This window comes from Micromonospora endophytica (assembly GCF_003236305.1).
In the GTDB taxonomy this organism is placed as follows: domain Bacteria; phylum Actinomycetota; class Actinomycetes; order Mycobacteriales; family Micromonosporaceae; genus Micromonospora; species Micromonospora endophytica.
This window is the reverse complement of record NZ_POTX01000016.1, coordinates 1-24,555: the sequence shown is the minus strand read 5'-3', so window position 1 is coordinate 24,555 and position 24,555 is coordinate 1. Positions and strand designations below refer to the sequence as shown.

Here is a 24,555-nt window from a genome sequence, read left to right as displayed (position 1 = left end):
GGGTGCGGGTGGCCGGTCAGCCCGCGGCGAGGTCGGCGAGGTCGCGCTCCAGCAACTCGGCCAGCCGGGCGTGCCGGCCGGGGTCGTTGGCCGGGGTGATGCCCCGGCTGGGCATCTCCACCGTCATCAGCAGGTGCAGGTGCATCCGGTACAGCGCCAACCGTCGGCGTACCCCCTCGTCGAAGACCAGCGGCGTGCCGACGGCGTCGGCGTAGCCGCGCAGGAACGGATGCTCCGGCTCCTCCTCCGCGCGGCGGAACAGCAGCGGGGAGACCAGGTCCAGCAGCGGGTCGCCGTAGAGGAACCGTTCGCCGTCGACCAGCCCGCACATCCGGTACGCCCCGGTGCCGTCGGGCGCGGCCAGCACGTTGCCGTCCCAGCCGTCGAAGTGCAGCAGGGCCGGCCGGCGTATCTCGTCGAGCAGATCGGCGTGCCGGGCCACCAGCGCCCGGAACCGCTGCGGCGGCGCGGGAAGGGTGATGTCCCAGTCGGCGGCGTCGGCGAGCAGGTCCTCGATGATCGCCGCGAACGCGGTCGACCAGGTGGCGCCGCCGGTACGTCCGGCGTCGTAGCCGAACCGGTCGCCGGTGATCCGGTGCAGGGTGGCCATCGCGGCGCCGAAGTCGTAGCGGGCGAGGTCGTCGGCGTCGTCCAGGTCGGGCAGGGCCCGGCCGGGCAGCCGGCCGGTGACCAGCCATTCGCCGAGGCGCGGATCGCGGCCGTGATGCAGCACGGGCGGCACCGGCACCTGCGGCGCGTGCGCGGCGACCAGCCGGAAGTAGCGGGCCTCGGCGGCGAGCAGATCCGTCTCGTAGCGCAGCAGCCGCGCCGTGGGCGGTGGCGCGACCTTGAGGACCACCTGCCGACCGTTGTCGAGGCGCGCCCACCACACGGCGGCGAAACCACCGCCGCCCAGCGCAGCGCAGTCGGCCACCCGGCGGTCGCGGCCGAACGAGGCACGCAGATATTCCGCCGTGTCGTCGGGGGAGAGGGCCCGCTGGGTGGGGCTGATCGACGCCATCCGGTCACGGTACGCAACGCGCCCTTCGGCCGTCCGACCCTGTTCCGGGCCGATTGGTGCTGGCAGGGCGCGGCTATCCCAGGAGTACCGCGACCTGGCTGCGCCCCGACGGGCGGCCCTAGCGTTTTCGGCATGGCGATTTCGAGACGGAACAGATTACCCGTGCGGCCCTATCTCGGTTCGATGCTCAGCGGGGCGTGCCTCGTCGTGCTTCTCGGCGCATGCTCCGGTGGGCCGGGCGGCGAGAACCCCGCCGCTGACGGCACGGGGCAGGACGGCCGACGGCCCTCGCCGCCCGCCACCGCCCTGCACATCCCGACGTCACCGGCGCCGACCGCTGACGTGTCGCCTCATCCGTACGTCGGGATGTGGGTGACGGCCGATGGCCACATCCGGCAGATGCTGCTGCCCAACGGCCGCTACGACGAGGCCCGTGGCGAGCGCGAAAGCGCCTACACGGGCTCCTACCGAATCACCGGGACCCGGATCGAGTACGACGACGACACCGGCTTCAGCGCCGACGGCACCTTCGACGGGGACATCCTGCACCACGGGGGATACCTCTTCTACCGGGAGGGCAGCGACGCGCACCGGGAAGCGAGAGCTGACGGCGCCATCGCGCCCATCCGTTTCGAGGGCGACCCGACGGCGATCGGCGGCGTCCGCCACCACAACGAGTACTGCTGGGTCAGGCAGTTGGAGAGTGGCAAGGTGGTGCGCTGCTACACCCTCCTGGACATGGTCGCCGGAGGGGAGCTGATCGACCGCATCGAACTGCCCTGACCATCTCGTCTTCGTGCCGCGGGAGCGGACCGATTCACCTGGCCGCCGGAGCGGGACCGGAGCTGTCGCGGCGGACCAGTTCGGCGGCGAGCGGCTCCACCCGGGGACGGGCCGCCCCCGGGTCCAGCGCCAGTGCCATCGCCCGGGCACCCATCTCGACCAGGGGCAGCCGGACGGTGGTCAGTGCGGGAGTGACGTCGCGGGCCACCGGCATGTCGTCGAAACCGAAGACGCTGAGCTGGTCGGGCACGGGGATTCCGCGTGCTCGCAGCAGGGACAGCGCGCCGATGGCCATCGAGTCGTTCAACGCCGCGATCGCGGTCAGCTCGGGCTCCCCGTCGAGCAGGGCGGCGGTGGCGGTGGCGCCGCTGTCACGGTCGAACTCCGCGTACCGGATGCGGTGTTCCGGCAGGTCCCGGCCGTGCGCGGCGAACGCCTCCCGCAACCCGGTGAGCCGGTCCGTGGTGGTGGTCAACACCCGTGGCCCGGCCACCACAGCGATCCGTTCGTGCCCGAGCCGGCAGATCTCCTCCCCGAGCAGCCGGGCGCCGGCGCGATTGTCGGGCATCACCGCGTCGCCGGAGTGTTCGTGGCGGCCGATCACCGCCACCCGCCCGCCGGTGGCCTCGTACGCGGTCAGCTTGCCGTTGAGCAGCCGGGTGAACTCGGCGTCGTGGTAGCCGGAGCCGGCCAGGATGATCGCCGCGACCTGGTGGCCGCGCAGCAGCTCGACGTACTCCAGCTCCCGTTCCGGGTCGCGGTAGCTGTTGCAGATCATCAACAGTCGGCCCTCGTCGGTGGCGACCCGTTGCAGGCCCCGGGTGATCTCGGAGAAGTACGGGTCGGAGACGTCGTGCACGATGACGCCGACGGCGCCGCGATGCGAGCGGGCCAGCAGTTGGGCGTGGGCGTTGGGCACGTACTGCAACTCGGCGACGGCCTGGAGCACCCGTTCGCGCAGTTCGTCGGTGACCGGCTTGCTGCTGCCGTTGATCACGCGGGATGCCGTGGCGGGGGAGACCCCTGCCCGCCGGGCCACATCGGACAGCGTCGCCACTCCCGCCCCCTCCCGTGCCGCGCCGGCCGCACGCACGACGGCCAGCGTCACCGTACCGCAGTGAGCGCCTCTGCCTGATCCGTGGTACGCGCCGCACAACACCGCAGGTCGAGTGCCTCTCGGCGGCTCACCCGTCATCGCCGATCGTGCGATTTCTATCGCACAAGAAGCGCAAAAGTTACATATGCCCAACGCAAGCACAAGGTCGCTGCGAGCTGCGAGCTAGGTGTTAAGAGGGGGCCCTTCCTATGCACGAGGCGTTAGCAGGGGGCCCCTCCTTCGGTCTTGCTCGGCGGTGGGTGGGCGGCTTAGGCTGGCCAGGAAAGCGCTTACCTGAGCGTGTGCGACGGGAAGGACCCCCCATGACCCGCAGGTCGATAGGCATCATCGTGAACGGCGTCACCGGCCGGATGGGCTACCGGCAACATCTGGTGCGCTCCCTGCTGGCCATCCGGGAATCCGGCGGAGTGCCGCTGGCCGACGGCACCACCGCATGGCCGCACCTGGTCCTGGTCGGGCGCAGCGAGGCCAAGCTGCGCGAGATCGCCGAACGGCACGGCCTGGACGACTGGACCACCGACCTGAGCGCCGCGCTGGCCCGCGACGACGTCGAGATCTACTTCGACGCGCAGGTCACCCAGCAGCGGGAGAAGGCGATCCGGCAGGCCATCGAGGCAGGCAAGCACATCTACACCGAGAAGCCCCTCGCCGAGGACACCGCCGCCGCCCTGGATCTGGCGCGGGCCGCCCGCGCCGCTGGCGTACGCACCGGCGTGGTGCAGGACAAGCTCTTCCTGCCCGGCTTGCGCAAGCTCAAGCGGCTGCTCGACGGCGGTTTCTTCGGTCAGGTGCTGTCGGTGCGTGGCGAGTTCGGCTACTGGGTCTTCGAGGGTGACTGGCAGCCCGCCCAGCGTCCGTCGTGGAACTACCGTGCCGAGGACGGCGGCGGCATCGTGGTGGACATGTTCCCGCACTGGCACTACGTGCTGGCGGAACTCTTCGGCGAGGTGCGGACGGTCTCCGCGACCATCGCCACGCACATCCCGCGTCGGGTCGACGAGGCCGGCCGGCCCTACCAGGCCACCGCCGACGACGCCGCGTACGGGGTCTTCGAGCTGGCCGGAGGCGTCATCGCCCAGCTCAACTCCTCCTGGGCGGTGCGGGTGTTCCGCGACGAACTCGTCGAGTTCCAGGTCGACGGCACCGAGGGCAGCGCGGTGGCCGGGCTACGCCGCTGCCGGGTGCAGCACCGGGCGGTCACCCCGAAGCCGGTGTGGAACCCGGACCTGCCGGTGACGGAGGACTTCCGTTCGCAGTGGACCGAGGTGCCGGACAACGAGGACTTCGACAACGGTTTCAAGGTGCAGTGGGAGGCGTTCCTGCGGCACGTCGCGACCGGCGAGGAGTTCCGGTGGGACTTCCTGGCCGGTGCCCGCGGCGTGCAGCTGGCCGAGCTGGGTCTGGTCTCGGCCCGCGAGGGCCGCCGCGTCGAGGTGCCGGAGCTGGCGCTGTGACCGGCACCGAGGTGACCCTGCCCGACGGTCGTCGGCTTCGGCTGACCGGCGGCGCTGGATATCCCCGCCCCGACGGTCCGCCGCGCAGCCGCATCGCGTACGCGGCCGCGCACGTGGTGGCCGACCCGCAGGCCGACAACACCCCGGGCACCCCGGCCACCCTCGACTGGGACCGCACCCTCGCCTTCCGCCACCACCTGTGGTCGTACGGCCTCGGGGTGGCCGAGGCGATGGACACCGCGCAGCGCGGCATGGGTCTGGACTACTCGGCCACCCGGGAGCTGATCCGGCGCAGCGCCGCGGAGGCGCGGGCGGCCGGCGGCCGGATCGTCGCCGGCGTCACCACCGACCAGCTCCCGGCCGGTCCGGCCAGCCTCCCCGAGGTCACCGCCGCCTACCGGGAGCAGCTCGACGACGTGCAGGCCGCCGGGGCGGTGCCGGTGCTGATGTGCAGCCGCCACCTGGCGGCCGCCGCCCGCGTCCCCGAGGACTACCTGCGGGTGTACGACGAACTGCTGACCGCCGCCGACCGGCCGGTGGTGCTGCACTGGCTCGGGCCGATGTTCGACCCGGCGCTCACCGGCTACTGGGGCAGCACCGACCTGGACCTGGCCGCCGACACCGTGGTCGAGCTGATCAAGAACCACGCGTCCCGGGTGGACGGCATCAAGATGTCGCTGCTCGACGCCGGGCGGGAGGTGGCGTTGCGCCGCCGACTGCCGGCCGACGTACGCCTCTACACCGGCGACGACTTCAACTATCCGGAGCTGATCCGGGGTGACGAGCAGGGTCACTCCGACGCGCTGCTGGGGGTCTTCGCCGCCATCGCGCCGGCCGCCTCGGCGGCGCTGGCCGCCCTGGACCGGGACGACCTGGCCGCCTACGACGAGATCTTCGCGCCCACCGTGCCGCTGGCCCGGCACCTGTTCGCCGCCCCCACCTGGTACTACAAGACCGGCATCGTCTTCCTCGCCTGGCTCGCCGGCCACCAGGACCACTTCACCATGGTGGGCGGCCTGCAGTCCGGCCGGTCACCGGCGCACCTGGCCACCCTGCTCACCCTGGCCGACGCGGCCGGTCTGCTGCCCGACGCCGAGCTGGCGGCGGCCCGGGCCCGGGCGTTCTTCACCGTCGCGGGGGTGACCCAGTGACCGGCCAGGCGCTACACCGGTTCTCCTTCAACCAGGCCACCGCACAGCACTGGCCGTTGCCCGACGTGGTGGCCGGTTGCGTCGCCGTCGGCGTGCCGGGCATCGGCCTGTGGCGGGAACCGGTCGCCGAGTACGGTCTGACCCGCGCGGCCAAGCTGGTGCGTGACGCCGGGCTGGCGGTGACCACCCTGTGCCGGGGCGGCTTCTTCACCGCCGACGACTGGCGGGACCAGAACCTGCGGGCCATCGACGAGGCCGCCACCCTCGGCGCGCCGGTGCTGGTGCTGGTCTCCGGCGGACTGCCGGCCGGCAGCAAGGACATCGACGGTGCCCGGGCCCGGGTCGCCGACGCCATCGCCGAGTTGGCACCGCACGCCGAAGCCGCCGGGGTGACCCTGGCGATCGAACCGCTGCACCCGATGTTCAGCGCCGACCGGTGCGTCATCGCCACCCTCGGTCAGGCCCTCGACATCGCCGAACGCTTCGATCCCAGCGTGGTCGGTGTGGTGGTGGACGCCTACCACGTGTGGTGGGACGACACCGTGTACGCCCAGATCGCCCGCGCGGGGGAGTGGATCGCCTCGTTCCAGGTCTGCGACTGGATCACGCCGCTGCCGGAGGGCGTGCTGCTCGGTCGGGCACTGCCCGGCGAGGGCTGCATCGAGTTGCGTCGGCTGCGCGAGGCGGTGGACGCGGCCGGCTACACCGGCCCGATCGAGGTGGAGGTCTTCAACGCCGACGTCTGGGCCCGCCCCGGCGCAGAGGTGCTCGCCGCCTCCATCGACGGCTACCTCCGCGAAGTCGCATGAAAGGAGGGGCCCCCTATTAACGCCTCGTGTAGTAAAGGGGCCCCCTGCTAACGCCGCGCCCCGCGCCCACCTGACAACGCCGTTCCGTATATGGAACGATGGCGTCAGGTGGGCGCGGCGGGTACGGGGAGGCGAGCCGGTTGACGGGGCAGACGATCGAGGCGGAGGGCGTCGAGGCGGGCAGCCCGCCCGGGGTGCGCGTCGACTGGCGGATCCCGCAGCCGCGGCCGGGGCTCGCCGGCGCGGTGGACCGGTTCTTCGGGCCTGGGCGCAGCCGGCGGGAGAACCTGACCGAAACCGCGGCACATCTGCTGGTGCTGGCGCTGCTGGCGGCGTACGTGATCCGGCAGGCCGGTGGCGAGAACTGGTCGGTTGTCGAGGTCGTCGTGACCGCGGTGATCGCCGTGGACCTCGTCGGGGGAGTGCTGACAAACGCAACGAACCCGGCCAAGCGGTGGTACCACCGGCCCGGCCGGCGCAACCCACGGCTCGGTTTCGTTGCGGCGCACCTGGCGTACCCGGTGGTGGTGGCGCTGCTCCCGGCGGCCGGAGCCGACCTCGCCTGGCTGGTGGCGAACGCGGCGTTACTGGTGGCGGCGGCGGTCGTGATCGAGTTCGCAGCGGTCGAGGTGAAGCGGCTGCTCGCGGTGGCGCTCTATCTGGCCGCGGTGCTGATCAACCTGACCTGGCTGCCGGTGGCTGCGGCGTACGCCTGGTTTCCGCTGTTCTTCTACCTCAAGCTGCTGGTCTGTTTCCTCGTCCCGGAGGCGCCGCTGGTGCGGGCGAACCTCACCGGCTCAGCCCGCGAGCAGCGCTAGCCGCGGGTGGCGAGGGCGTCGACCAGGCGGCGGGTGGAGCCGGCCAGGTTCCACCGCTCGGCCAGGTCGAGGAGCCGATCCGGGTCGGCCGGCGCCACCGGCAGCTCGGTGGGCAGCGCCGGCAGCGGCACGTCCAGCGCGACCCGGACCACCTTCGGCGCCACCGCGAGATAGTCGCGGGCGGCGGCGATTTTGGTACGCAGCCCGGGCGCGAAACCGGAGCCGGGGTCGTCCAGGGCGGCCAGGATGCCGGCGATGTCGCCGTACCTGTCGACCAGTCGGGCGGCGGTCTTCTCCCCGACGCCGGCCACCCCCGGCAACCCGTCGCTGGGGTCGCCACGCAGCGCGGCGAACTCGGCGTACCGGTCGGCCGGCACGCCGTAGCGGGCCCGGACCGCGGCGTCGTCGCAGTCCTCCAGCTTGGCCACGCCCCGTCCCACGTAGAGCAGCCGCACCCCGCGAGCGTCGTCGATCAACTGGAACAGGTCGCGGTCGCCGGAGACCACCTCCACCGGGCCGGGCTGGGTGACCGAGAGGGTGCCGAGCACGTCGTCGGCCTCGTAGCCGGCCGCGCCGACCACGGTGACGCCCACCGCGTCGAGCACGTCGAGCAGCATCGGCACCTGCGGGGTGAGGGTGTCCGGCACCACCTCGCCGCCCTCCGGCGCCACCCGGTGCGCCTTGTACGACGGCAGCAACGCGACCCGCCAGTCCGGCCGCCAGTCGTGGTCCATCGCGCACACCATCCGGCCCGGCCGCCGGGTGCGGACCAGGTGGGCGAGCATGTCGAGGAAGCCGCGTACGGCGTTGACCGGCTGGCCGTCGGCGGTCTTCGCGGCCGACTCGGGGATGCCGAAGTAGGCCCGGAAGTAGAGACTGGGCGCGTCGATGAGCATGATCGGGGTCTGCGGTGCCACGCCCGACAGCCTGGCACACCCCACCGACGTTCGGCGCGCCCGCCACGACCAGGAGGATGTGATGACCCCGCCCACCGGCCTGAAGCTGACCCAGGTCAACCTGGACACCCCGGACCCGGCCGCGCTGGCCCGCTTCTACCGCCGGCTGCTCGGCTGGGAGATCGAGGTCGAGCAGCCCGACGACGTCATCCTGCGCAATGCCGACGGCGGGGTGGGGCTGTCCTTCCAGCGGGAGCGGGCGTACGTCCGACCGACCTGGCCGGCCGAGCCCGGCCGGCAGCAGATGTCGATGCACCTGGAGATCGGCGTCGAGGACCTGTCCGCCGCCGTCGACCACGCGCTGGCCTGTGGCGCCACCCTGGCCGATTACCAACCGCAGGACGACGTACGGGTCTGCCTCGACCCGGACGGCCACCCGTTCTGCCTCTGGCTGATCGATTGATCGACTCCGTTTCGGCGCGATGGCGGTCCGGGTGGGTGGGATACCGCCATCGCGCCGAAACGGTGCTCGGGGTGGGGCTTATGGCGGTGTGGCGTTCGGTCCGCTGTGGCAGGTGTGTCTGGGGGTGTGTGGACGCTGTCGAGCTGATGGCGCAGACGGATCAGGGTCCGGGTTCCCAGGCGGCGGGCGGCGGGGCGGGTGGCTGCGTGATAGCGCAAACGGTTCAGCTCGACAGGGCCCGGCACCCCAACCATGGGCCACCTGCCGGCCGTGCGCGGGATCTGCCGCTACCAGGACGTGTCGGCCTGCGAGCGGCCGTCACTGTCCGTGTGATTGCTCGGGCGCTTTGCCGTGGGCGAGGTCGGGGCTGGCGTTGAGGCCGGTACCGATCTGATCCGGCAGCGGGTAGACGTGCTCGACAGGAAGTTGAGCTGTTGTCGCCTGTTCGTTGTCGCCTCGCAGGAGTTCTCGGACCTGCTGCACCATGGGGGTGATGTCGGTGATGGTGACAACCCAGTCGTCGACGTACCGGTCCACAGCCTCGCGGGACAACCCGACCTGCAGTGACCGGTACGGCAACGCCGTCAGATGCAGGGACCGTTCCGGATCCCACTGCACTCGGACCGGGCTGCTCTTAAGATGCCGTGACCAGGTCGCCTTGTCGCCGTGCAGGTCTCGGTCGTAGTGGCTCAGGCAGCCTCGCGCCAGCGACCACTCAAATCCCTCCCGCGTGATGTCGATGGACAGGACGCGTTCCTGTCCCGGCTGAAGGGGGCTACGAAGCGGCCGGCTGCCACCGCCGGCAATGCGATTTGCGGGGGATACGCCCTGGTACACGGTGATGGTGTCGGACGAGTAGCGGGCGCGGATCTGACGGGCGGGAACAGGCCGGCACTCGACCGTTCCACCGAGATTTCGCATCCACGCGAGCGCCAAGCCGAACTACACGTACGGCGGGATTCGCATTTGCCGCGAAGCGCTTGTCACCGAAGGTGGCGTAGGCGCCGCTCGTCGATCCTGACGATGGGGGTCTGACCGTGGCTCCGCTTCTTCAGACGTGAGGGCGCGAACCATCGTCAGGTGACGGTGTCCCGGTGAACGGCGCCGGAGAGAGATCCTGGCGAGCGCCGGTAATCCCGGCTGCCTGGTCGTGTGCCCGGTTCAGGATCGCGTCCGCTTCCCGCCGGGCGGCGGTTAGGATCCCGTCGGCTTCGCGTCGGGCGGTGGTGCGGTGGTCATTGGCCTGCTCCTCGGCGAGCTTGAGGATTTGTTCCACCCGAGTGCCCATGCCGCTGAGGGTGGGCCGTTGCCGGTTGCGCCGTCGTGGTTCCGCGACGTCCGCTGTTCCTACGTTCGTCGGGTCGCCGGCGATCCGGGAGTCCTCATCGCGGTCGTCCAGGCCGTCCCCAACGAGATTGGATTCCCTCGTACCCACTACCGAGAACGCGACGCCGATCGCGGCGACCACTATGCCGGACCAGAGGGCGACCGGCCCGAGGGACGGACTGACCGCAGCGCCGATGCCCAGCCCGGCCACGAAGGGGACGGCGGCTCTCGTAGCCGCATTGCGCATGAGTCCTCCGCGAGTGCAATCCGGCTCCCGGATCCAGCGTGACACCCGAGTCAACCCCCAGTCCGATCAGCGACGAGACATGGGAACAAAAGGATGCCCATCAATCGAGCACGAGGTCCAGCCGACCATCCGGATCTGCCGTGTAGCGGGCGAACCTGCACCCCTGGCGTCGGCGCTTCAGTCCTGGTCGACGAGACGTAGTCTGATCTGGTGGTTGTGCGGAGTGTGACCGATCACGGTTCCGCGCACCACGGTACCCACGAGGGGAAGCGGGACGCCGTGCGGCATCGCCGTAATCTCCGCCAAGCCCACTACGTCCGGCACGCCAGCAATCTCTACGAATACGCCGAAAGGTTGGCGGCCGATGACGTGGCCGGTCACCGTACTACCCTCGGGCAACGCGGTGACCGTGATCGTCCATCGAGCAGATGCCCGTTCGGCAAGTCGCTCGCCATCCACTGGCCATGAGTATTCATTCATGAACAGAAGTATGGGCGACACGTGGCCTGCGCAGCCGGACAGGAGGACGAAGTTCAGCCGATGATGGCGGCGAGAGTTGGGTTCGCAGCTCGCGTCGTAGCCGACGGCTGCGGCGAGCAGCCTGGCGGTTGCTGAAAGGCTGGGACTGCAGTTTCACCTGCCAGTTCGTCGAGAGCCGGGTCGCCGACCGCTACCCGCAGATCCAGGACTGCGGGGTCGGGTCGGCTGATCAGCCGGTCCGTCGACGACACCGGGGCTGGAGAACGACACCGAAGGCGCTGCAGGACGGGAAGACTTCGGTGGCGGCCATTGCGACGACGCGATCTGGGCCCCGGTGACCGGCAGGGTGGGCGAGATCTGGTCGAGCAAGCGCTGCGCCAGGGTGGCGTCGATCTCGAGGTCTGCGCTGATGCGAACATCGGCCGCGGTCGCCAAGTCCACGACGTCGTCGCTGGTGAAGGCATCAGCTCCGAGAGTACTCAGCCGTCGCGCGAACTCCTGGACATTGATCATTTGCAGCCTCACCGTCGGATTGTTGATTATCCACCGTAACCCCCGCTTCGGTCGGCGGATCCTGCGCCCGCCGTGCGGCCGACAGTCAGCGCCGACAACTGCGACCGCTGCGCGGCAGTGTCCGCAACTCTTCGGTGAGCTAATCGCGCGTGGGGCCGGCAGGGTCGTCATGCTCTGTGTTACCCATGCTGTCCCGCGACGCCCGGAAATGCCGCTGTCCGCGCCTTGGCCCGGCCGGACACTGCGCTGTCGTGCCGACAAACGGCTGCCCGTATGGCATCTGACACCATGGCCCCGTGCGGCGATCTCCGACCGAGCCACCGACCTCCGTGCTGGCGGGCACCGACGTGGCGCTCGTGGGCCTGTTCTCGGCCAAGGACAAGAAGTTCGGCGCAAAGCTTGACGTGCTGGCGGCCTCTGTGGAGGCCCATGGCGGGCGGGTAGTGAGCCGGCACGTCCAGCGGCGGGGTGTCTCCCACGGCGGTGCGGCCAAATTGGCTGTGCCGTTCTCGCGGCGGACACTGCTCAGCCCGGGCAAAGCGCGCGAGATCGCGCAGGCGTGCCGGGACGCAGACGTCGGTGTTGCGGTGTTCGTAAACCCGCTCACGGAACACCAACGAGCTGTTCTCGGCGACATGTTCGGGTGCTTCGTGACCAGCGGCGAGGGCCTCTTCTCCGCCGATCATTGAGTGCCCGCACATGCCGCCGTGCGCGCGCCCGTCAGCGTCTGGTCGGGCCGATGAGCAGATGGCGTATGGTTGCCGCGCCGTAGAGTCGTAGAAGCGTCGTGCGCGTGGCACCAGGAAGGCGTGGCCATGGCGTGGTTGGAAGGTTCAAGTCGCTCACCGTCGGCGACCGGGCCGTTCGATCCGTGGCTGATGCCCCGGTTGGAGATGTCATGGCGGCCCAGCCTCGCCCCGATCGACGATCCGGTCGCCAAGCTCGGTGGGCTGCCGGTCTGGATAGATGAGCCGTTCTGGCCGGTATCCGCTCAATTCGGGTCACCGATGACCTTCATCGGGCAGTTCCCGCTGCCGGGCCCCAGCCTCCGGATGAGTTACCTGTTCATGACTCAAGACGAAGAGTCACTGGCGGGGACGTTTGAAGCCGAGGGTGGTGAGAACGCGCTGCTCATTCAGCCCGGCGGGCGGGTGCCGTCGTTCGTCACCGGCCTCGCCACGGGCACCGGACCGACGTTGTGGCGCCGCGGCAGTCAATGGACCGAGCGGGTGCCTGTCGAACTCCACATCGATGTGCATCTGCCAGACGAAGCAACCGCGTCCTTCTTCGAGCGGGAGGTCGCCTACCAGGACGCTGCACGCCGTGGTGTTCACTTCGACGGCGACAACGACCACGGACGAGTCGACTGCCGCAGTTATGTCGGCGGCCAGCCTTTGCTCTGGCAGCCGTGGACGACCGACCTCGACGCCTCGTGGCGCTTCTTCTTTCAACTGGACGACGCCGAGGGGTGGGGCGACGACGAGTACGCACTCAACTTCGGCGGCGGTTCCGGATACGCCTTCCTCAGTGAGGACCAGCGGGAAGGCCGCTTCTTCTGGGACTGCGTCTGAACGTCCGCTCATGCCGCGATCCGCGCGCCTGCAACCAGGGCACGGTACGGCGAGTGGCCTTCGGATCACCGGGCTGCCTTCGCCCTGACAGTCAACCGGCGCTTCGGTCCCGACACCATCCCGACCACCGTGCTGCAGCTCCATTGGCGTGCGTGGCGAAGCTCAGGGGCGGCTGGCGTCGGTTCTGATGCCGCTGACGAAGGCGGTCCAGGAGACGGGGTCGAAGCTCAGGGTTCCGGCGGCGGGTGCCTTGGAGTCGCGTACGTCGATCGCACTGCCTCGATCGCGGACCTCGACGCACTGGCCGTTGCTGCCGGAACGGCTCGACGTGCGCCAGACGTTACGCTCCATGCTCGCTCAGCTCCTTGATGAACTTGATCGACTCGGCCGGCGACCTCGCCAGCATCCTCAGATTGTCGTACGCCGCTGACAGCCGCGCCAGGTCGCGGCTGGACTCGAGGAACAGCTCACCGGCCAACGTCTCGATGTAGCCCAACGGCGGCTCGTCCTGCTCGAAGCTGAGCAGGGCGAAGCCGCTGCTGTCCGCCAGGTGCGCGCCGGCTTCGAAGCGGAGCACCTGGATCGTGATGTTGGGCAGTCGACTCACCTTGACCAGGTGGTGAAGCTGCTCGCTCAGCACCTCCGGGCCGCCGACCTCGGTTCGCAGGGACGCCTCGGAGAGGATGGCGTGCATTCGCAGCGGGGTCGGCTGGCGGTGCAACACCTCCTGACGGGTCATCCGGGCTGCGACGCGCTGGTCGACGGTTTCCGGGTCGGTCTCACGGCCGATGATGTTGACTTCGCGGGCGTACCGCTCGGTTTGGAGTAGACCGGGCACGAGCATCGGCTCGAAGTTCTTGAGTTCGACGGCTTCGGTCTCGTAGGCGATGTATGTGGCGTACTTGCCGCCGATGCGCTGCCACCAGCCCTCTTCGCGCAGGTCACGGGCCAGCTCCAACAGCGACGTGCCGGGCTCTTCGTCGATCCGGATGCCGTAGGTGACCAGTAGTTCCATGACGTCACCGGGCCGGAGCTTGATCTCGCCGGACTCGATCCGGCTGATCCGGGATGTCGAGCAGCGGACGAGCTTCGCGGTCTCCTCGCCGGTCAGTTCCTTGGCTTCGCGGAGCTTGCGCAGCTCCCGGCCGAGTCGACGGGATCGTGGCGTCGCTGGCGTAAATCGAGGCATGTAGTGATTCTGCACCAATCCCGACTACTCGTCTGCATCGACTCACATGCAGATTTTCATTGATCATGGATTGATGCTTGCCTTGCATCATGTGATGCGCAAGCCTGGTTACGGTACGCAACGGATGTGGTCGAGGGGTGTACGGTGCCGCCCCGGCTTCGCGGTCTCGCTTGGAGGTGAGAGGACTCGTGCTTGTCGAGTTGGTGATGATGGTGCTCAGTGGGGTGCTGCTGGGCTTCGTGGCCGGGCTGTTCGCGTTCAAGGTGAAGTCGCGGTGGTGTCCGCGCTGTGGTACATACACCCACACCATGCCGCCAGCGGCGGGCATCCGATGAACCATCCTCACCGCCGCGACCACAACTCCGTACCCCTCGGACGACGGGTGGCTGAGCTGCGCGTCAACCGGGGCATGAGCCAGCAGGCCTTCGCCGATCGGCTCGGCAAGTCAAAAAGCTGGGTCGACAAGGTGGAGCGCGGCGTACGCAAACTCGACACCACACGTGGGACGCGGAGCCTGCTGGTGTCCACGTACCGAATCACCGCCGCGGTGCTGATCAAACTCGACCACGCCGAACTCGCCTGGCTCGCCGCTGACCGGGCCGTCACCGCCGCCGCCGAAGGCCCCACCCTCACCGCCGCCGCCACCATCGGCATCACCCAAGCCCTACGCGCCCTCGACCACCACCACCTCGCCGTCACCGCCGCGATCACCGCCGCCGACACCGCAGACGACGACAACGTACGCGCAACCCTCTACCTCCAGGCCGCACTCGCCACCGCCAGCTACGGCGACCGCCGCAACACCCACGACCTACTCGACTACGCCGCCAGCCTGGCCGGTCGACGGGCCAACGACACCGACCCGCAGCACACCGGGTTCGGGTCGGGTGCCGTCGAATCGGCTCGATTCCTCGCCGCCCACTGCCTCGGCGACACCGCCGAAGCCCTTCACCGCCACGAACACGCCATCCGCAGCCACGGTTGGCGGCGGCTGCCGCCCGAGCATCGCGGCGCCCACCTCATCGACGCCGCTCGTGCGTACCTCGACACCGGCGACCCGGCCCAGGCCGGGCAGGCGCTCCTCGACGCCGACCGGATCGCGCCCGCCGAAGTCCGCAACCGGTCGGTCGCCCGTACTCTCCTCGCCGAGATCATCCACCGCGGACCAGCAGCGGCCGACGTCGCGCGACTGGCCACCATCCTCGGCCTCACCCGATGACGGCGAGCAGTCGGCCATTGCCGCGAACCCGGCCAACTGGGCCATCAAGGCCTGGATCGTCGCCGACTAGGGCACTGGTCCGATCAAAGTATCGCCCCACGCACCCCATCGCTGTCCGCGATGAAGCCACCGGACACAGCGCTTCAGTAAAAGAGTCGCTGTGGCCGACTTTGATACATGCCAGAGGTGGTTGTCACCCCACATCGGAACATCAGCGATTTCCTTTGTAACCAAGCCATTACAACCCGCACGCTCCTGTGTGTCATCTTCCGGTTCGAATGGAGGAACACATGCGTCTCCGATCGTTCGTCAGCGCAGCGCTGGCTGCTGTTCTGGCCGCCGCCGGCGCACTCATGCCAGCGGCACCTGCCGCAGCGGCCACCGCTGACCGCTGGGGGTTCGCCTACGTCAAGGACCCCACCGTGCCGGTCTGGACCGTGCTTGACACCACCCGGCAGTGGGGAAGCTGGAAGACGGCATTCCCGGCCGCCTGGGCCGACGGCATCAAGCTCGCACCCGGCCGATTCCAGGTCCGCTTCCCGCAGGTAGGCGCCGGCTCGCGGGGCGTGCCGCACGTGACCCCGGTGAACCGGAGCGGGCACTACTGCGAGGTGGTTCGCTGGGGCCAGTCCGGCGCCGACCAGATCGTCGACGTGCAGTGCCACAGGCCCGGCGGCACGCGCGAGGACACCCCGTTCACCGTGCTCTGGACGACCAGCTCGGGCGTGCTGCCGGCCGGCAACTCCTACGCGTACGTGCAGTGGGCTGGCGGCGCGATGACGCAGTCGTACAACTCCACGGGCATGGTGAACGCGGTCGGGGCGTTCGGCGTCGGGCAGTACGCGGTGCGGCTGCCCGGGGTGGGGCTACCCGATTTGCTCGCCGGCAACGTGCAGGTCACCGCCGTGCAACCGAACGCCGCTCCCCGCCGATGCAAGGTCAACTCCTGGGGCCCGCTCAGCACCTACGTGCAGGTGGAGGTCTTCTGCTACGACCAGGCCGGCGCGTTCACCAACACCGACTTCGTCCTCTCGTACCACCGCCGGCGGTCGGTGATCGGCTCCTTCGGCCCGCCGACGTACATCGGATACGTGGGCACCGCCGTCGGCGGGCCGACCAACGACAACTCGATGGTCGGTGTCGGTGCCAACACGGTGGTGCCGCTGGCCCCCGCCGGCCGATTCCTGGCGACTTTTCCGCAGATCGGCGTCAGGGAGACGCATGCCCAGGTCGTGGCGCAGGGCCCTGGCAGCAACTACTGCCATCTCACCCAACCCTGGTCGTACACCACTGATGTCGAGGTCGACGTGATCTGCTTCGACAACGCCGGCGTGATCACCCCCCACCGCTTCCTGGCCACCTTCACCTCCCGGGTATGACGCCGGTCAGCGTCGGCGGCGGGCCTCCTCCGGCCGCCGCCGACGCTGCGGCGAGCGGGCAGGAGCATCGAAGACCTCACCGAAGTGAAGTTCCCCGCCGCCTGCGGGCGTACGGCAGGACGAACAGGTACAGACCGGTGAGCAGAAGCAGGGCCAGCGGGAGCAACGGCAGATAGAACACCCACTCGACGGGATCGGCCTGCGCGACGGCGACGAAGGCGACGGCCATGGTCACGGCGAACGTGACGGACGTCCAGCGATGGGTTTGTCGGACAGCGTTGTTCCAGTTCATGGCGACCTCCATGGAGTGTGAGCCCGGCGTGACCCAGCCGGCGGGATGTCCTGGGGCAAGCTTGCTGCGGCCCGGCGGCGGGGCGCTTCTCGATTCCTGACCGCTCTGCCGGTGCGCGCCGGCGATTCGACCGCCGGCGTGTTCGCCGGGCCGACCAGCGGCGTCCGTCAGCTGCCCAACCCGAACGAACGTTAAGCTGAGAGGGTGGCGTCTGCACCACAGGCGGCATGCACCAGATCAACACCCACCCCGGGGAGCTCACCGCGCCATGACTGTCGACCGGATCCTGCCCACCGACGAGGCCCACGACCTGCTGGAACTGGCCACCGAACTCGCCGACCGGGAACTCGCCCCGAAGGCCGTCGAGTACGAGTCTCGCGCCGAGTTCCCCCGCGAGGTGCTGCGTACCCTGGGCCGGGCCGGCCTGCTCGGCCTGCCGTACGCCGAGGAGCACGGCGGCGCCGCCCAGCCGTACGAGGTCTACCTCCAGGTGCTGGAGATCCTGGCCAGCCGCTGGCTCGCCGTCGCCGAGGCGGTCAGCGTGCACACCCTGTCCTGCTACCCGGTCGCCGCATTCGGCACCGAGGAGCAGCGCAAACTGCTGCCCGACATGATCGGTGGCGAGCTGCTGGGCGCGTACTGCCTCTCCGAGCCGCAGGGCGGGTCGGATGCCGCGGCGCTGACCACGAAGGCGGTCCGCGACGGCGACGCCTACGTGGTGACCGGCACCAAGGCGTGGATCACCCACGCCCAGGTGGCCGACTTCTACAACGTCTTCTGCCGTACCGGCGGCCCCGGCGCGCGCGGCATCTCCTGCCTGCTCGCCGACCGGGCCACGCCCGGCATCCACCCGCAGGCCGCCGAACGCACCATGGGTCTGCGCTCCTCGCCGGTGGCGCAACTCGCCTTCGACGACGCCCGGGTGCCGGCGGACCGACTGATCGGCGGCGAGGGCAACGGCTTCACCATCGCGATGTCCGCCCTGGATGCCGGCCGGCTCGGCATCGCCGCCTGCGCGGTGGGGCTGGCCCAGGCGGCGTTGGACTACGCGGTGGACTACGCCCGGCAGCGCCAGCAGTTCGGCCGCTCGATCATCGACTTCCAGGGTCTCGGCTTCACCCTGGCCGACCTGGCCACCCAGATCTCCGCGGCCCGCGCGTTGATGCTGGCCGCGGCGCGGCTGCGGGACGCCGGCCGGCCGTACTCGATCGAGGCGGCCAAGGCGAAACTGTTCGCCACCGACATGGCGATGCGGGTGACCACGGACGCGGTGCAGGTGCTCGGCGGCGCCGGCTACGTGGCCGACCACCCGGTGGAGCGGTACATGCGGGAGGCGAAGGTGCTCCAGATCGTCGAGGGCACCAACCAGATCCAGCGTCTGGTGATCTCCCGGGCGTTGGCGAAGGGCTGACCGAACGGGGTCGCCCGCCCGCCGACGGTGACGCTCGGCGGGCGGGTCGTCGCGCCGACGGCCCGTACTCGGTAGGGTTGCACGCCGTGGAGGAGATCGACCAGGCCATCGTCGTCGCGCTGACCACCGACGGACGGCTGTCGTACACAGACCTCGCGGAGAAGGTCGGGCTGTCGGTCTCCGCGGTCCATCAGCGGGTACGCCGGCTGGAGCAACGCGGTGTGATCAAGGGGTACGCCGCGCGGGTCTCCTTCGAGGCGCTCGACCTGCCGCTCACCGCGTTCGTGGCGATCCGCCCGTTTGATCCGTCCCAGCCCGACGACGCCCCGGAGCGGTTGGCCCACCTGCCGGAGATCGACTCGTGCTACTCGGTGGCGGGGGAGGACTTCTATCTGCTGCTGGTCCGGGTCGCCGGTCCGGCGGACCTGGAACGGGTGCTCCAGGAGATCCGTACCTCGGCAAATGTCACCACCCGGACCACTGTCGTGCTCTCCACTCCGTACGAGCACCGACCGCCCAAGGTAGGTCCCGATGTGCCGACGCACCGGCACCGCGGCGGTACGACCGAGCCACCGGGTTAATCGACACCCGGTTACCCCCGGTGCGGTCGACGGGCCGCCGACGGAGCTAGGATCCAAGCCGAATTCCGCGTGAGCACGACCTGAACGTGCAGTCGACGCCGGACCAACCGCCGGCGTCGACTCCTGTTGCCGAAGACACCCGGGTTGCCTCGCGTGCCTTCAAGGGGAGGATGAGATGTACCGATCGACGCGATTGCCGTTCACCCGTACGGTGTCCGGGGTCCGCTCATGACACGGATCCTCATCCGCGCCGGCAAGAGCCCACTGACTGTGCTGTCGCACGAGCAGAGCCTCGCCTCGTCGCGGCTCGGCATCTTCGGGTCGAACTCCGGCAACATGCTCTTCTACAGCGCGGTCTTCCGGGTGCTCAGCGTGCCCGACGCCGAGGTGGTCGCCAACTCGTACGTGCACGAGCGTCCGGTGCACCTGGGCCGCTACATCCAGCGCACGAACGAGGAGTTCGACCGGTTCGTGCTGCCGATGGCGAACTCCTACCGGGACACCTTCCTGCCGCACCTGGAGCGGCTCGCGAAGGTCATCGAGAAGCTGACGATCCCGGTCACCGTGGTCGGCATCGGGGCGCAGCTGCCGTACGGCACCGACTTCGACACGCTGCCCGACGAGTACAAGCGGATCGTGACGCGGTTCACCAAGGCGGTGCTGGACCGGTCGGCCTCGATCGGGGTGCGCGGCGAGTACACCGCCCGCATGCTCAAATACCTGGGCTTCGGTGACGAGCACGTGCGGGTGATCGGCTGCCCGTCCATGTTCGGCAACGGTCCCCTCGGGCCGCTGGTGCGCAAGGTCGACCGGCTGACCTGGGACAGCCCGTTGGCCATCTCCTACACCCCGAAAGTCAAGGGGGTCGACCGGCTGATCGAGGCCAACACCACCCGCTACCCGAACAGCGTCATCGTGCCCCAGCAGCATCACCGGCTCGCACTGATGCTGTGGGGGGAGAACCCGGCCAAGGTCGGCAACCCGCGGATGCCGGTGCACACCGATCACCCGCTGTACGAGAACGACCGGATGCGGTTCTTCGTGGACGCCTCCACCTGGGTCGACTTCATGGCCGAGCAGCACTTCGCGTTCGGCACCCGGATCCACGGCAACGTCGCCGGCGTGCTGGCCGGTACGCCCTCGGTGGTGCTGGCGCACGACTCGCGTACCGTCGAGCTGGCCGAGTACCACGGCATCCCGTACCGCCTCTACGCCGACCTGCCGCCGGACGTCGACGCGCAGCGGCTCTACGAGGAGGCCGACTTCGACGGGTTCCTGCCCCGGCAGGCGGAGACCTTCGCGACCTACGTGAAGTTCCTCGAGCACAACAATCTCGAGCACGTCTTCCAGCCGGGCAAGGCCAACCCGGCCTATGACGCGGCACTGGCCGCCGCCAAGTTCCCCGGACCGGTGCACACCCTGATGGCGTCGGACGTAGTCGGCCGTCGCCAGGTGATGTCGCGGCTGCGTTGGCTGCGGCAGGGGCACGACGGTGATCTGGAGCGGCCGGCGTACGCATTTGAACCACCGTTCCGCGAGCCACGCGGAAAGGAGTCACTCGAGGAGCGGGTGACCCGATTGGAGCAGGAGCTGAAGGTGCAGCAGAACTTCCTGGCGAGCTGGCGCGGCCGGGTGGGCAGGGTGTTGCGGATCAACCCGTCGTCAGCGGGGGTCCGGCGGTGAAGCGTTCCGGGGTCGGCGGCTGGTTGGCCGGCCGACTGCCCATTCTGGCCGCTGAGGCGGCGGCCGTGCTCGCGCTGCTGCTCGCGGCGGTGGGCAACTCTCCCCTCTGGGCACTGCCGCCGGCGCTGATCGCGGTCGGTCTGCTGGGCTGGGTGTGGCGGGGCGCGTTCCGGGGCGGAAAGGCCCGCTCCGAAGCGACAGTGGTGGTGCGGCTGTTGCTGCTGGCCACCGCCTATCTGCTCGGCGCGGTGCACGGCGGGCTCGATCCCTTCCTGGCGGTGGGCGTCGGTCTCGCGGCCGTGGCGGTTCTCGGCGAGGCGCCGGTGATGGCGGTGTCCCGTGCCGTCTACCCGGTCGCGGCCAACCTGCCCGGCAGCGGCCTGCGGCCTGCCCTGCGGCCCAACACGAGCCGCGCGGTGCTGGTCAACGGCGTCGCGGTGGTCACGGCCCTGATCTGCGGGTTCACCGGCCTGACCGGGCTGGTGACGGTGGCGGTGTCGGCGGCGGCCCTGGGTCTGGTCGGCTTCACCGGTTGGCAGGCGACGACCCGGGTGCAGGCCCGGCACCGCAGCGAGGAGCGGTTGACCGCCGCGCTCACCGCGTACGAGCCGGCTTTCGTGCTGCACTGGGAGGCGCCCTCCGCCACCGGCTACCAGATCGCGATGTGGCTGCCCTACCTGGAGCGGCTCGGCAAGAAGTACTTCGTCCTGGTGCGCAGCGAGGCCAACTTCAACGAGGTGCTGCGACTGACCACCGCACCTGTGGTGTTCCGGGCCGGGTTGACCGAACTCGACGCGGTCATCGTCCCGTCGTTGAGGGCCGCCTTCTACGTCAACACCGCCACGAAGAACTGCCACCTGATCCGCTACACCAGGCTCAAGCACATCCAGCTCAACCACGGTGACAGCGACAAGGTGCCGAGCCACAACCCGGTGTTCCGGATGTACGACAGGAACTTCGTCGCCGGCCAGGCGGCGATCGACAGGTTCGCCGCCAACGGGGTGAGCATGCCGGCGGAGATGTTCACCATTGTGGGACGTCCGCAGGTGGAGAACGTCGCCATCGCCGCACAGCCGATCGCCTCGATCGCGAACCCGCGGGTGCTCTACGCGCCGACGTGGGCCGGTTTCTACGCCGACTCGAACTACTCGTCGCTGCTTGTCGGCTACGACATCATCAAGGCGCTGCTGGCGCGCGGGTGCAGTGTGGTCTTCCGGCCGCACCCGTACTCGCAGCGGTCGGCGGAGTTGACCGCGGAGTGTGCCCGCATCCGGGCGCTGTTGGCCGAGGACAGCCAGGCGAACGGTCGGCCGCACGTCTTCGGTCCCGAGGCCGAGATGAAGATGTCGGTGGTGGACTGTTTCAACGCCTCGGACGTGATGGTCTCTGACGTGTCGAGTGTGGTGGCCGACTACCTGTACTCGGAGAAGCCGTTCGCGATGGTCGCGGTCTCGGCGCCGCCGGACCGGTTCACCGACGCGTTCCCGCTGGCCCGCGCGGCCTATGTGATCGACGCGCACGAGGGCCGGGTACGTGGGCTCGACCCGGTGCTGGACGACATGCTCGGCAGCGATCCGCTGGCGTCCACTCGTCACGACCTGAAGAAGTACTACCTCGGCGACATTCCCGCCGAGGGGTACGCGCAGCACTTCCTCGACGAGGCCGGTCGCTACCTCTGAGTTCCACCTGACGGCTCCGGTCCGACGTACCACGTCGGACCGGAGCCGTCGGCGTTCCGGTGTGGTGCGTGATCAGTCCGCGGTGGTGTTTGCGCTGAGGCCGCTGGGCCGCGCCTGGTCAGGCCGGCGCGGTGGGCGCGGGCTGGTTCCAGCGCAGGATGACCCGGCGGCCGTGCTCGTGGCCGAGCAGGCTGAGGGTGGCGGTGTCCAGCCGGAGCAGCGCCCCGGCCGAGGGCGGTAGGCCGACCCATCGGGCACCCAGCACGCGCAGCGTGTGGGCGTGTCCGACCAGCGCCACGGACCCCTGGTCGAGCAGCGGATGCAGGCGGCTGAGCATCCGGTCGACGCGCTCACCGACCTCGCTCGGAGATTCCCCGCCCGGACAGCCGTCGGACCAGACGCTCCAGCCGGGCTGGTCTTCCTGGATCTCAGCGGTGGTGAGGCCCTCGTACTCGCCGTAGTTCCATTCGGTCAGGTCCTCGTCGGTGCCGGTGACGGTCAGCCCGGCCAGCTGCGCGGTGCGCAGGGCGCGGATGCGCGGGCTGGTCAGCACGGCGGCGAACCGCTGTGCGGCGAGGGCGGCACCGAGTGCGCGGGCCTGCCGCGCACCGTCGGGTGTGAGTTCCAGATCCGTGTACGACGTGTGTCGACGGCTGGCGCTCCAGGTGGTCTCACCGTGCCGGATCAGCATGATCTGCCCCATGCGCCCAGTTAACCACCGCGCCGCTGCCGTCGCCGGTGCGGCTCGGACGGCACCTAGTGTCCTAGGATGCCTTACGCGATGTGATCCCTCACCGGGGTTTCCACGCAGCAGCTGAGGGGACACAGAACAAGAAGGTCGGACTTACCGCCAGAGCAGAGGAGGCCCGACATGAGCTTCACCGACAAGGCGAAGAACAAGGTCGAGCAGATGAGCGGTGCCGCCAAGGAGCGCATCGGAGACATGACCGACAACGAGCGCATGCGTGCCGAGGGCGCCAGCGAGCAGAGCGAGGCGCGGGCGCGTGAGGCGGGAGAGAACGTGAAGGACGCCGGGCGTAACGCCAAGGACGCCTTCAACCGGTGACCATACCGACGAGCAGGGCCGCCAGATGATCTGGCGGCCCTGCTCGTCGGCGGTGCGGCGGGGTCAGTCGTCGCGGTGGGTGTGCCACCATCGCTGGCCGGCCTCGGGCAGCGTGTCAATCGGGTCGTAGTAGGCGTAACGCTTGCTGAGCGCGGCCAGTTCGGCGGACTCGATCGAGGTGCGGTAGTTCTTGGTCCAGTAGGAGATGCCGCGTTCCCGGTCGTACTCGGTGACCATGTGCACCCAGCGCTTGCCGACGAAGGGCACGTCGCAGACGATCCGCGGGGTGGCGTAGCCGGGCAGGTAGCCCATGATGTCGTGCTGGAGCTGCTGGGCGTGCCAGACCGGAACCCGCCAGTGTTCGGCGTTGGGGATCATGTCGCACATGTAGAAGTAGTAGGGCAGGATGCCGGCTTCGCCTTGCAGGGCGAAGCAGAGGTCGAGCAGGTCGGTGCTGGTGGCGTTCACGCCGCGCATCAGCACGCCCTGGTTGCGTACGTCGCGGACGCCGACGTCGAGGGCGGTCTGGGCGGCTCGGGCGACAAGTGGGGTGAGCGACTGGGCGTGGTTGACGTGGGTGTGGATGGCCAGGTTGACGCCGCGTCGGGCGGCGGTGCGGGCGACCCGTTCCAGGCCCTCGACGACGTCGGGCTGGAGCCAGTGCTGGGGCAGCCCCATGAGGGCCTTGGTGGCCAGCCGGATGTCGCGGATGGTCTCGATCTCCAGTAGCCGCATCAGGTACGACTCAAGGTTGCGCCAGGGCACGTTCGCCACGTCGCCGCCGGAGACGACCACGTCGCGCACGCCGGGGTGGGCCTTGAGGTAGGTGATGTGGGCGTCGTAGCGGTCCACCGGCTTGAGGGTGAGTTTGAGCTTGTCGACCATGGGGGTGGAGTTGCCGACCAGGTCCATGCGGGTGCAGTGTCCGCAGTACTGCGGACAGGTGGAGAGCAGTTCGGCGAGGACCTTCGTGGGGTAGCGGTGGGTGAGGCCCTCGGCGACCCACATGTCGTGTTCGTGCAGCGAGTCGCGACTGGCGTACGGGTGTGAGGGCCAGTCGGTGCGGCGGTCGGAGGCGACCGGGATCATGTAGCGCCGGATGGGGTCGGCCAGGAGCGCCTCGGTGGTGGGCGTGCTGGTCGGCACCATCGTGTTGATCATCTGTGGTGGCACCAGCATCGACATGGTCGCCAGGGCACGCTGGTCGGCTTCCAGGTCGGCGTAGAAGGTCTCGTCGACGGTGTCGCCGAGGACGGTGCGTAGCTGCTTGATGTTCTTGACGCAGTTGACGCGCTGCCACTGGGCGTTTTCCCACTGGTCGCGGGTGACGTGGCGCCAGCCGGGGAAGCGGGTCCAGTCGGGTTCGACGAGGGGGGTGCGGCGGTATTCGTACGGTTGGCCGGTGGT

General features: G+C 69.6%; 24 protein-coding genes and 3 pseudogenes. 16 read left to right on the top strand and 11 right to left on the bottom strand.

Annotated features, from left to right (window positions below):
• Window positions 1–16: 16 nt before the first annotated feature.
• Window positions 17–1,021: a phosphotransferase family protein gene (locus C1I93_RS04250; protein WP_111241882.1), complete on the bottom strand. Its 1,005-nt coding sequence runs from the start codon at window positions 1,019–1,021 to the stop codon at window positions 17–19.
• A gap of 132 nt (window positions 1,022–1,153) precedes the next feature.
• Here C1I93_RS04250 and C1I93_RS04245 point away from each other — a divergent pair, with 132 nt between their 5' ends.
• Window positions 1,154–1,804, top strand: coding sequence for an Atu4866 domain-containing protein (locus C1I93_RS04245; RefSeq protein ID WP_258378258.1), 651 nt, complete (start codon window positions 1,154–1,156; stop codon window positions 1,802–1,804).
• Window positions 1,805–1,838: 34 nt separating this feature from the next.
• On the opposite strand, the gene C1I93_RS04240 is transcribed toward C1I93_RS04245, so the two are convergent.
• The gene (locus C1I93_RS04240) at window positions 1,839–2,861 is read right to left on the bottom strand and encodes a LacI family DNA-binding transcriptional regulator (RefSeq protein WP_111241881.1); all 1,023 of its coding nucleotides are present in this window, start codon (window positions 2,859–2,861) and stop codon (window positions 1,839–1,841) included.
• Window positions 2,862–3,223: 362 nt separating this feature from the next.
• On the opposite strand from C1I93_RS04240, the gene C1I93_RS04235 reads away from it, so the two are divergent.
• The 4 genes from C1I93_RS04235 to C1I93_RS04220 all read left to right on the top strand — a co-directional run bounded on the left by C1I93_RS04235 (window position 3,224) and on the right by C1I93_RS04220 (window position 7,153).
• Complete coding sequence (locus tag C1I93_RS04235; RefSeq protein ID WP_111241880.1) at window positions 3,224–4,375, top strand: Gfo/Idh/MocA family protein; 1,152 nt, start codon at window positions 3,224–3,226, stop codon at window positions 4,373–4,375.
• Window positions 4,372–5,526, top strand: coding sequence for a dihydrodipicolinate synthase family protein (locus C1I93_RS04230; protein ID WP_111241879.1), 1,155 nt, complete (start codon window positions 4,372–4,374; stop codon window positions 5,524–5,526). The genes C1I93_RS04235 and C1I93_RS04230 overlap by 4 nt, the downstream gene beginning before the upstream one ends.
• Complete coding sequence (locus tag C1I93_RS04225; protein ID WP_111241878.1) at window positions 5,523–6,335, top strand: sugar phosphate isomerase/epimerase family protein; 813 nt, start codon at window positions 5,523–5,525, stop codon at window positions 6,333–6,335. The genes C1I93_RS04230 and C1I93_RS04225 overlap by 4 nt, the downstream gene beginning before the upstream one ends.
• A gap of 140 nt (window positions 6,336–6,475) precedes the next feature.
• Entirely contained in the window at window positions 6,476–7,153 is a 678-nt protein-coding gene (locus tag C1I93_RS04220) for a hypothetical protein (RefSeq protein WP_223256223.1), read from the top strand.
• On the opposite strand, the gene C1I93_RS04215 is transcribed toward C1I93_RS04220, so the two are convergent.
• On the bottom strand, window positions 7,150–8,049 hold the full coding sequence (locus C1I93_RS04215) for a 5'-3' exonuclease (protein ID WP_111241877.1): 900 nt from the start codon (window positions 8,047–8,049) through the stop codon (window positions 7,150–7,152). The genes C1I93_RS04220 and C1I93_RS04215 overlap by 4 nt on opposite strands.
• A gap of 82 nt (window positions 8,050–8,131) precedes the next feature.
• On the opposite strand from C1I93_RS04215, the gene C1I93_RS04210 reads away from it, so the two are divergent.
• A complete protein-coding gene (locus C1I93_RS04210) occupies window positions 8,132–8,512 on the top strand; it encodes a VOC family protein (RefSeq protein WP_111241905.1) in 381 nt (126 codons plus the stop codon).
• Between the two features lie 318 nt (window positions 8,513–8,830).
• Here C1I93_RS04210 and C1I93_RS04205 read toward each other — a convergent pair.
• The 3 genes and pseudogenes from C1I93_RS04205 to C1I93_RS32245 all read right to left on the bottom strand — a co-directional run bounded on the left by C1I93_RS04205 (window position 8,831) and on the right by C1I93_RS32245 (window position 10,565).
• Window positions 8,831–9,433, bottom strand: a pseudogene (locus C1I93_RS04205) (DUF4291 domain-containing protein).
• 243 nt (window positions 9,434–9,676) lie between these two features.
• Window positions 9,677–9,821, bottom strand: a pseudogene (locus C1I93_RS04200) (cell division protein DivIVA); the annotation flags it as partial.
• A 441-nt stretch (window positions 9,822–10,262) separates the two neighbouring features.
• On the bottom strand, window positions 10,263–10,565 hold the full coding sequence (locus C1I93_RS32245; RefSeq protein WP_223256225.1) for a S1 domain-containing protein: 303 nt from the start codon (window positions 10,563–10,565) through the stop codon (window positions 10,263–10,265).
• 809 nt (window positions 10,566–11,374) lie between these two features.
• Between C1I93_RS32245 and C1I93_RS04190 the strand changes: the two genes are divergently transcribed.
• Together C1I93_RS04190 and C1I93_RS04185 are read left to right on the top strand one after the other, a co-directional pair.
• On the top strand, window positions 11,375–11,767 hold the full coding sequence (locus C1I93_RS04190) for an HflX GTPase family protein (protein ID WP_212808471.1): 393 nt from the start codon (window positions 11,375–11,377) through the stop codon (window positions 11,765–11,767).
• Between the two features lie 126 nt (window positions 11,768–11,893).
• A complete protein-coding gene (locus C1I93_RS04185) occupies window positions 11,894–12,649 on the top strand; it encodes a hypothetical protein (protein ID WP_223256226.1) in 756 nt (251 codons plus the stop codon).
• 162 nt (window positions 12,650–12,811) lie between these two features.
• Here the strand turns inward: C1I93_RS04185 and C1I93_RS04180 are convergent, their stop codons facing one another.
• Both C1I93_RS04180 and C1I93_RS04175 read right to left on the bottom strand, forming a co-directional pair.
• A complete protein-coding gene (locus tag C1I93_RS04180; RefSeq protein WP_111241875.1) occupies window positions 12,812–13,000 on the bottom strand; it encodes a DUF397 domain-containing protein in 189 nt (62 codons plus the stop codon).
• The gene (locus C1I93_RS04175) at window positions 12,990–13,838 is read right to left on the bottom strand and encodes a helix-turn-helix domain-containing protein (RefSeq protein ID WP_146603424.1); all 849 of its coding nucleotides are present in this window, start codon (window positions 13,836–13,838) and stop codon (window positions 12,990–12,992) included. The genes C1I93_RS04180 and C1I93_RS04175 overlap by 11 nt, the downstream gene beginning before the upstream one ends.
• Before the next feature lie 176 nt (window positions 13,839–14,014).
• Between C1I93_RS04175 and C1I93_RS31365 the strand changes: the two genes are divergently transcribed.
• The 3 genes and pseudogenes from C1I93_RS31365 (at window position 14,015) to C1I93_RS04165 (ending at window position 16,436) form a co-directional block, all read left to right on the top strand.
• Window positions 14,015–14,173: a hypothetical protein gene (locus C1I93_RS31365; protein ID WP_181445007.1), complete on the top strand. Its 159-nt coding sequence runs from the start codon at window positions 14,015–14,017 to the stop codon at window positions 14,171–14,173.
• Window positions 14,170–14,331, top strand: a pseudogene (locus C1I93_RS33180) (helix-turn-helix domain-containing protein); the annotation flags it as partial. The gene C1I93_RS31365 and the pseudogene C1I93_RS33180, both read left to right, overlap by 4 nt.
• Before the next feature lie 1,016 nt (window positions 14,332–15,347).
• A complete protein-coding gene (locus tag C1I93_RS04165) occupies window positions 15,348–16,436 on the top strand; it encodes a hypothetical protein (protein ID WP_111241902.1) in 1,089 nt (362 codons plus the stop codon).
• Between the two features lie 76 nt (window positions 16,437–16,512).
• Here C1I93_RS04165 and C1I93_RS04160 read toward each other — a convergent pair whose 3' ends face one another.
• Window positions 16,513–16,728, bottom strand: a complete 216-nt coding sequence (locus C1I93_RS04160) for a hypothetical protein (RefSeq protein WP_111241901.1) — start codon at window positions 16,726–16,728, stop codon at window positions 16,513–16,515.
• A gap of 268 nt (window positions 16,729–16,996) precedes the next feature.
• On the opposite strand from C1I93_RS04160, the gene C1I93_RS04155 reads away from it, so the two are divergent.
• The 4 genes from C1I93_RS04155 (at window position 16,997) to C1I93_RS04140 (ending at window position 22,082) form a co-directional block, all read left to right on the top strand.
• Window positions 16,997–18,139, top strand: coding sequence for an acyl-CoA dehydrogenase family protein (locus C1I93_RS04155; protein WP_111241872.1), 1,143 nt, complete (start codon window positions 16,997–16,999; stop codon window positions 18,137–18,139).
• A gap of 86 nt (window positions 18,140–18,225) precedes the next feature.
• Entirely contained in the window at window positions 18,226–18,720 is a 495-nt protein-coding gene (locus tag C1I93_RS04150) for an Lrp/AsnC family transcriptional regulator (RefSeq protein ID WP_111241871.1), read from the top strand.
• A gap of 228 nt (window positions 18,721–18,948) precedes the next feature.
• Window positions 18,949–20,403: a polysaccharide pyruvyl transferase family protein gene (locus tag C1I93_RS04145; protein WP_111241870.1), complete on the top strand. Its 1,455-nt coding sequence runs from the start codon at window positions 18,949–18,951 to the stop codon at window positions 20,401–20,403.
• A complete protein-coding gene (locus tag C1I93_RS04140) occupies window positions 20,400–22,082 on the top strand; it encodes a CDP-glycerol glycerophosphotransferase family protein (RefSeq protein ID WP_111241869.1) in 1,683 nt (560 codons plus the stop codon). The genes C1I93_RS04145 and C1I93_RS04140 overlap by 4 nt, the downstream gene beginning before the upstream one ends.
• Before the next feature lie 118 nt (window positions 22,083–22,200).
• Here C1I93_RS04140 and C1I93_RS04135 read toward each other — a convergent pair whose 3' ends face one another.
• Window positions 22,201–22,785 carry a histidine phosphatase family protein gene (locus C1I93_RS04135; RefSeq protein ID WP_111241868.1) on the bottom strand — a complete coding sequence of 195 codons (585 nt, stop codon included), beginning with the start codon at window positions 22,783–22,785 and terminating at the stop codon, window positions 22,201–22,203.
• 168 nt (window positions 22,786–22,953) lie between these two features.
• Here C1I93_RS04135 and C1I93_RS04130 point away from each other — a divergent pair, with 168 nt between their 5' ends.
• Window positions 22,954–23,148, top strand: a complete 195-nt coding sequence (locus C1I93_RS04130; protein ID WP_111241867.1) for a CsbD family protein — start codon at window positions 22,954–22,956, stop codon at window positions 23,146–23,148.
• A 63-nt stretch (window positions 23,149–23,211) separates the two neighbouring features.
• Here the strand turns inward: C1I93_RS04130 and C1I93_RS04125 are convergent.
• Window positions 23,212–24,555, bottom strand: a 1,344-nt coding sequence (locus C1I93_RS04125) for a KamA family radical SAM protein (protein ID WP_111241866.1), incomplete at its 5' end; no start/stop codon positions are given.

Excerpts from the sequence above, each read along its gene's own strand:
- C1I93_RS04235 (WP_111241880.1), top strand. The coding sequence starts at position 3,224 with ATGACCCGCAGGTCGATAGGCATCATCGTGAACGGCGTCACCGGCCGG.
- C1I93_RS04130 (WP_111241867.1), top strand. The coding sequence starts at position 22,954 with ATGAGCTTCACCGACAAGGCGAAGAACAAGGTCGAGCAGATGAGCGGT.
- C1I93_RS04160 (WP_111241901.1), bottom strand. The coding sequence starts at position 16,728 with ATGAACTGGAACAACGCTGTCCGACAAACCCATCGCTGGACGTCCGTC.
- C1I93_RS04210 (WP_111241905.1), top strand. The coding sequence starts at position 8,132 with ATGACCCCGCCCACCGGCCTGAAGCTGACCCAGGTCAACCTGGACACC.
- C1I93_RS04165 (WP_111241902.1), top strand. The coding sequence starts at position 15,348 with ATGCGTCTCCGATCGTTCGTCAGCGCAGCGCTGGCTGCTGTTCTGGCC.
- C1I93_RS32245 (WP_223256225.1), bottom strand. The coding sequence starts at position 10,565 with ATGAATGAATACTCATGGCCAGTGGATGGCGAGCGACTTGCCGAACGG.
- C1I93_RS04215 (WP_111241877.1), bottom strand. The coding sequence starts at position 8,049 with ATGCTCATCGACGCGCCCAGTCTCTACTTCCGGGCCTACTTCGGCATC.
- C1I93_RS04145 (WP_111241870.1), top strand. The coding sequence starts at position 18,949 with ATGACACGGATCCTCATCCGCGCCGGCAAGAGCCCACTGACTGTGCTG.
- C1I93_RS04135 (WP_111241868.1), bottom strand. The coding sequence starts at position 22,785 with ATGGGGCAGATCATGCTGATCCGGCACGGTGAGACCACCTGGAGCGCC.
- C1I93_RS04180 (WP_111241875.1), bottom strand. The coding sequence starts at position 13,000 with ATGGAGCGTAACGTCTGGCGCACGTCGAGCCGTTCCGGCAGCAACGGC.
- C1I93_RS04245 (WP_258378258.1), top strand. The coding sequence starts at position 1,154 with ATGGCGATTTCGAGACGGAACAGATTACCCGTGCGGCCCTATCTCGGT.
- C1I93_RS04155 (WP_111241872.1), top strand. The coding sequence starts at position 16,997 with ATGACTGTCGACCGGATCCTGCCCACCGACGAGGCCCACGACCTGCTG.
- C1I93_RS04175 (WP_146603424.1), bottom strand. The coding sequence starts at position 13,838 with ATGCCTCGATTTACGCCAGCGACGCCACGATCCCGTCGACTCGGCCGG.
- C1I93_RS04250 (WP_111241882.1), bottom strand. The coding sequence starts at position 1,021 with ATGGCGTCGATCAGCCCCACCCAGCGGGCCCTCTCCCCCGACGACACG.
- C1I93_RS04185 (WP_223256226.1), top strand. The coding sequence starts at position 11,894 with ATGGCGTGGTTGGAAGGTTCAAGTCGCTCACCGTCGGCGACCGGGCCG.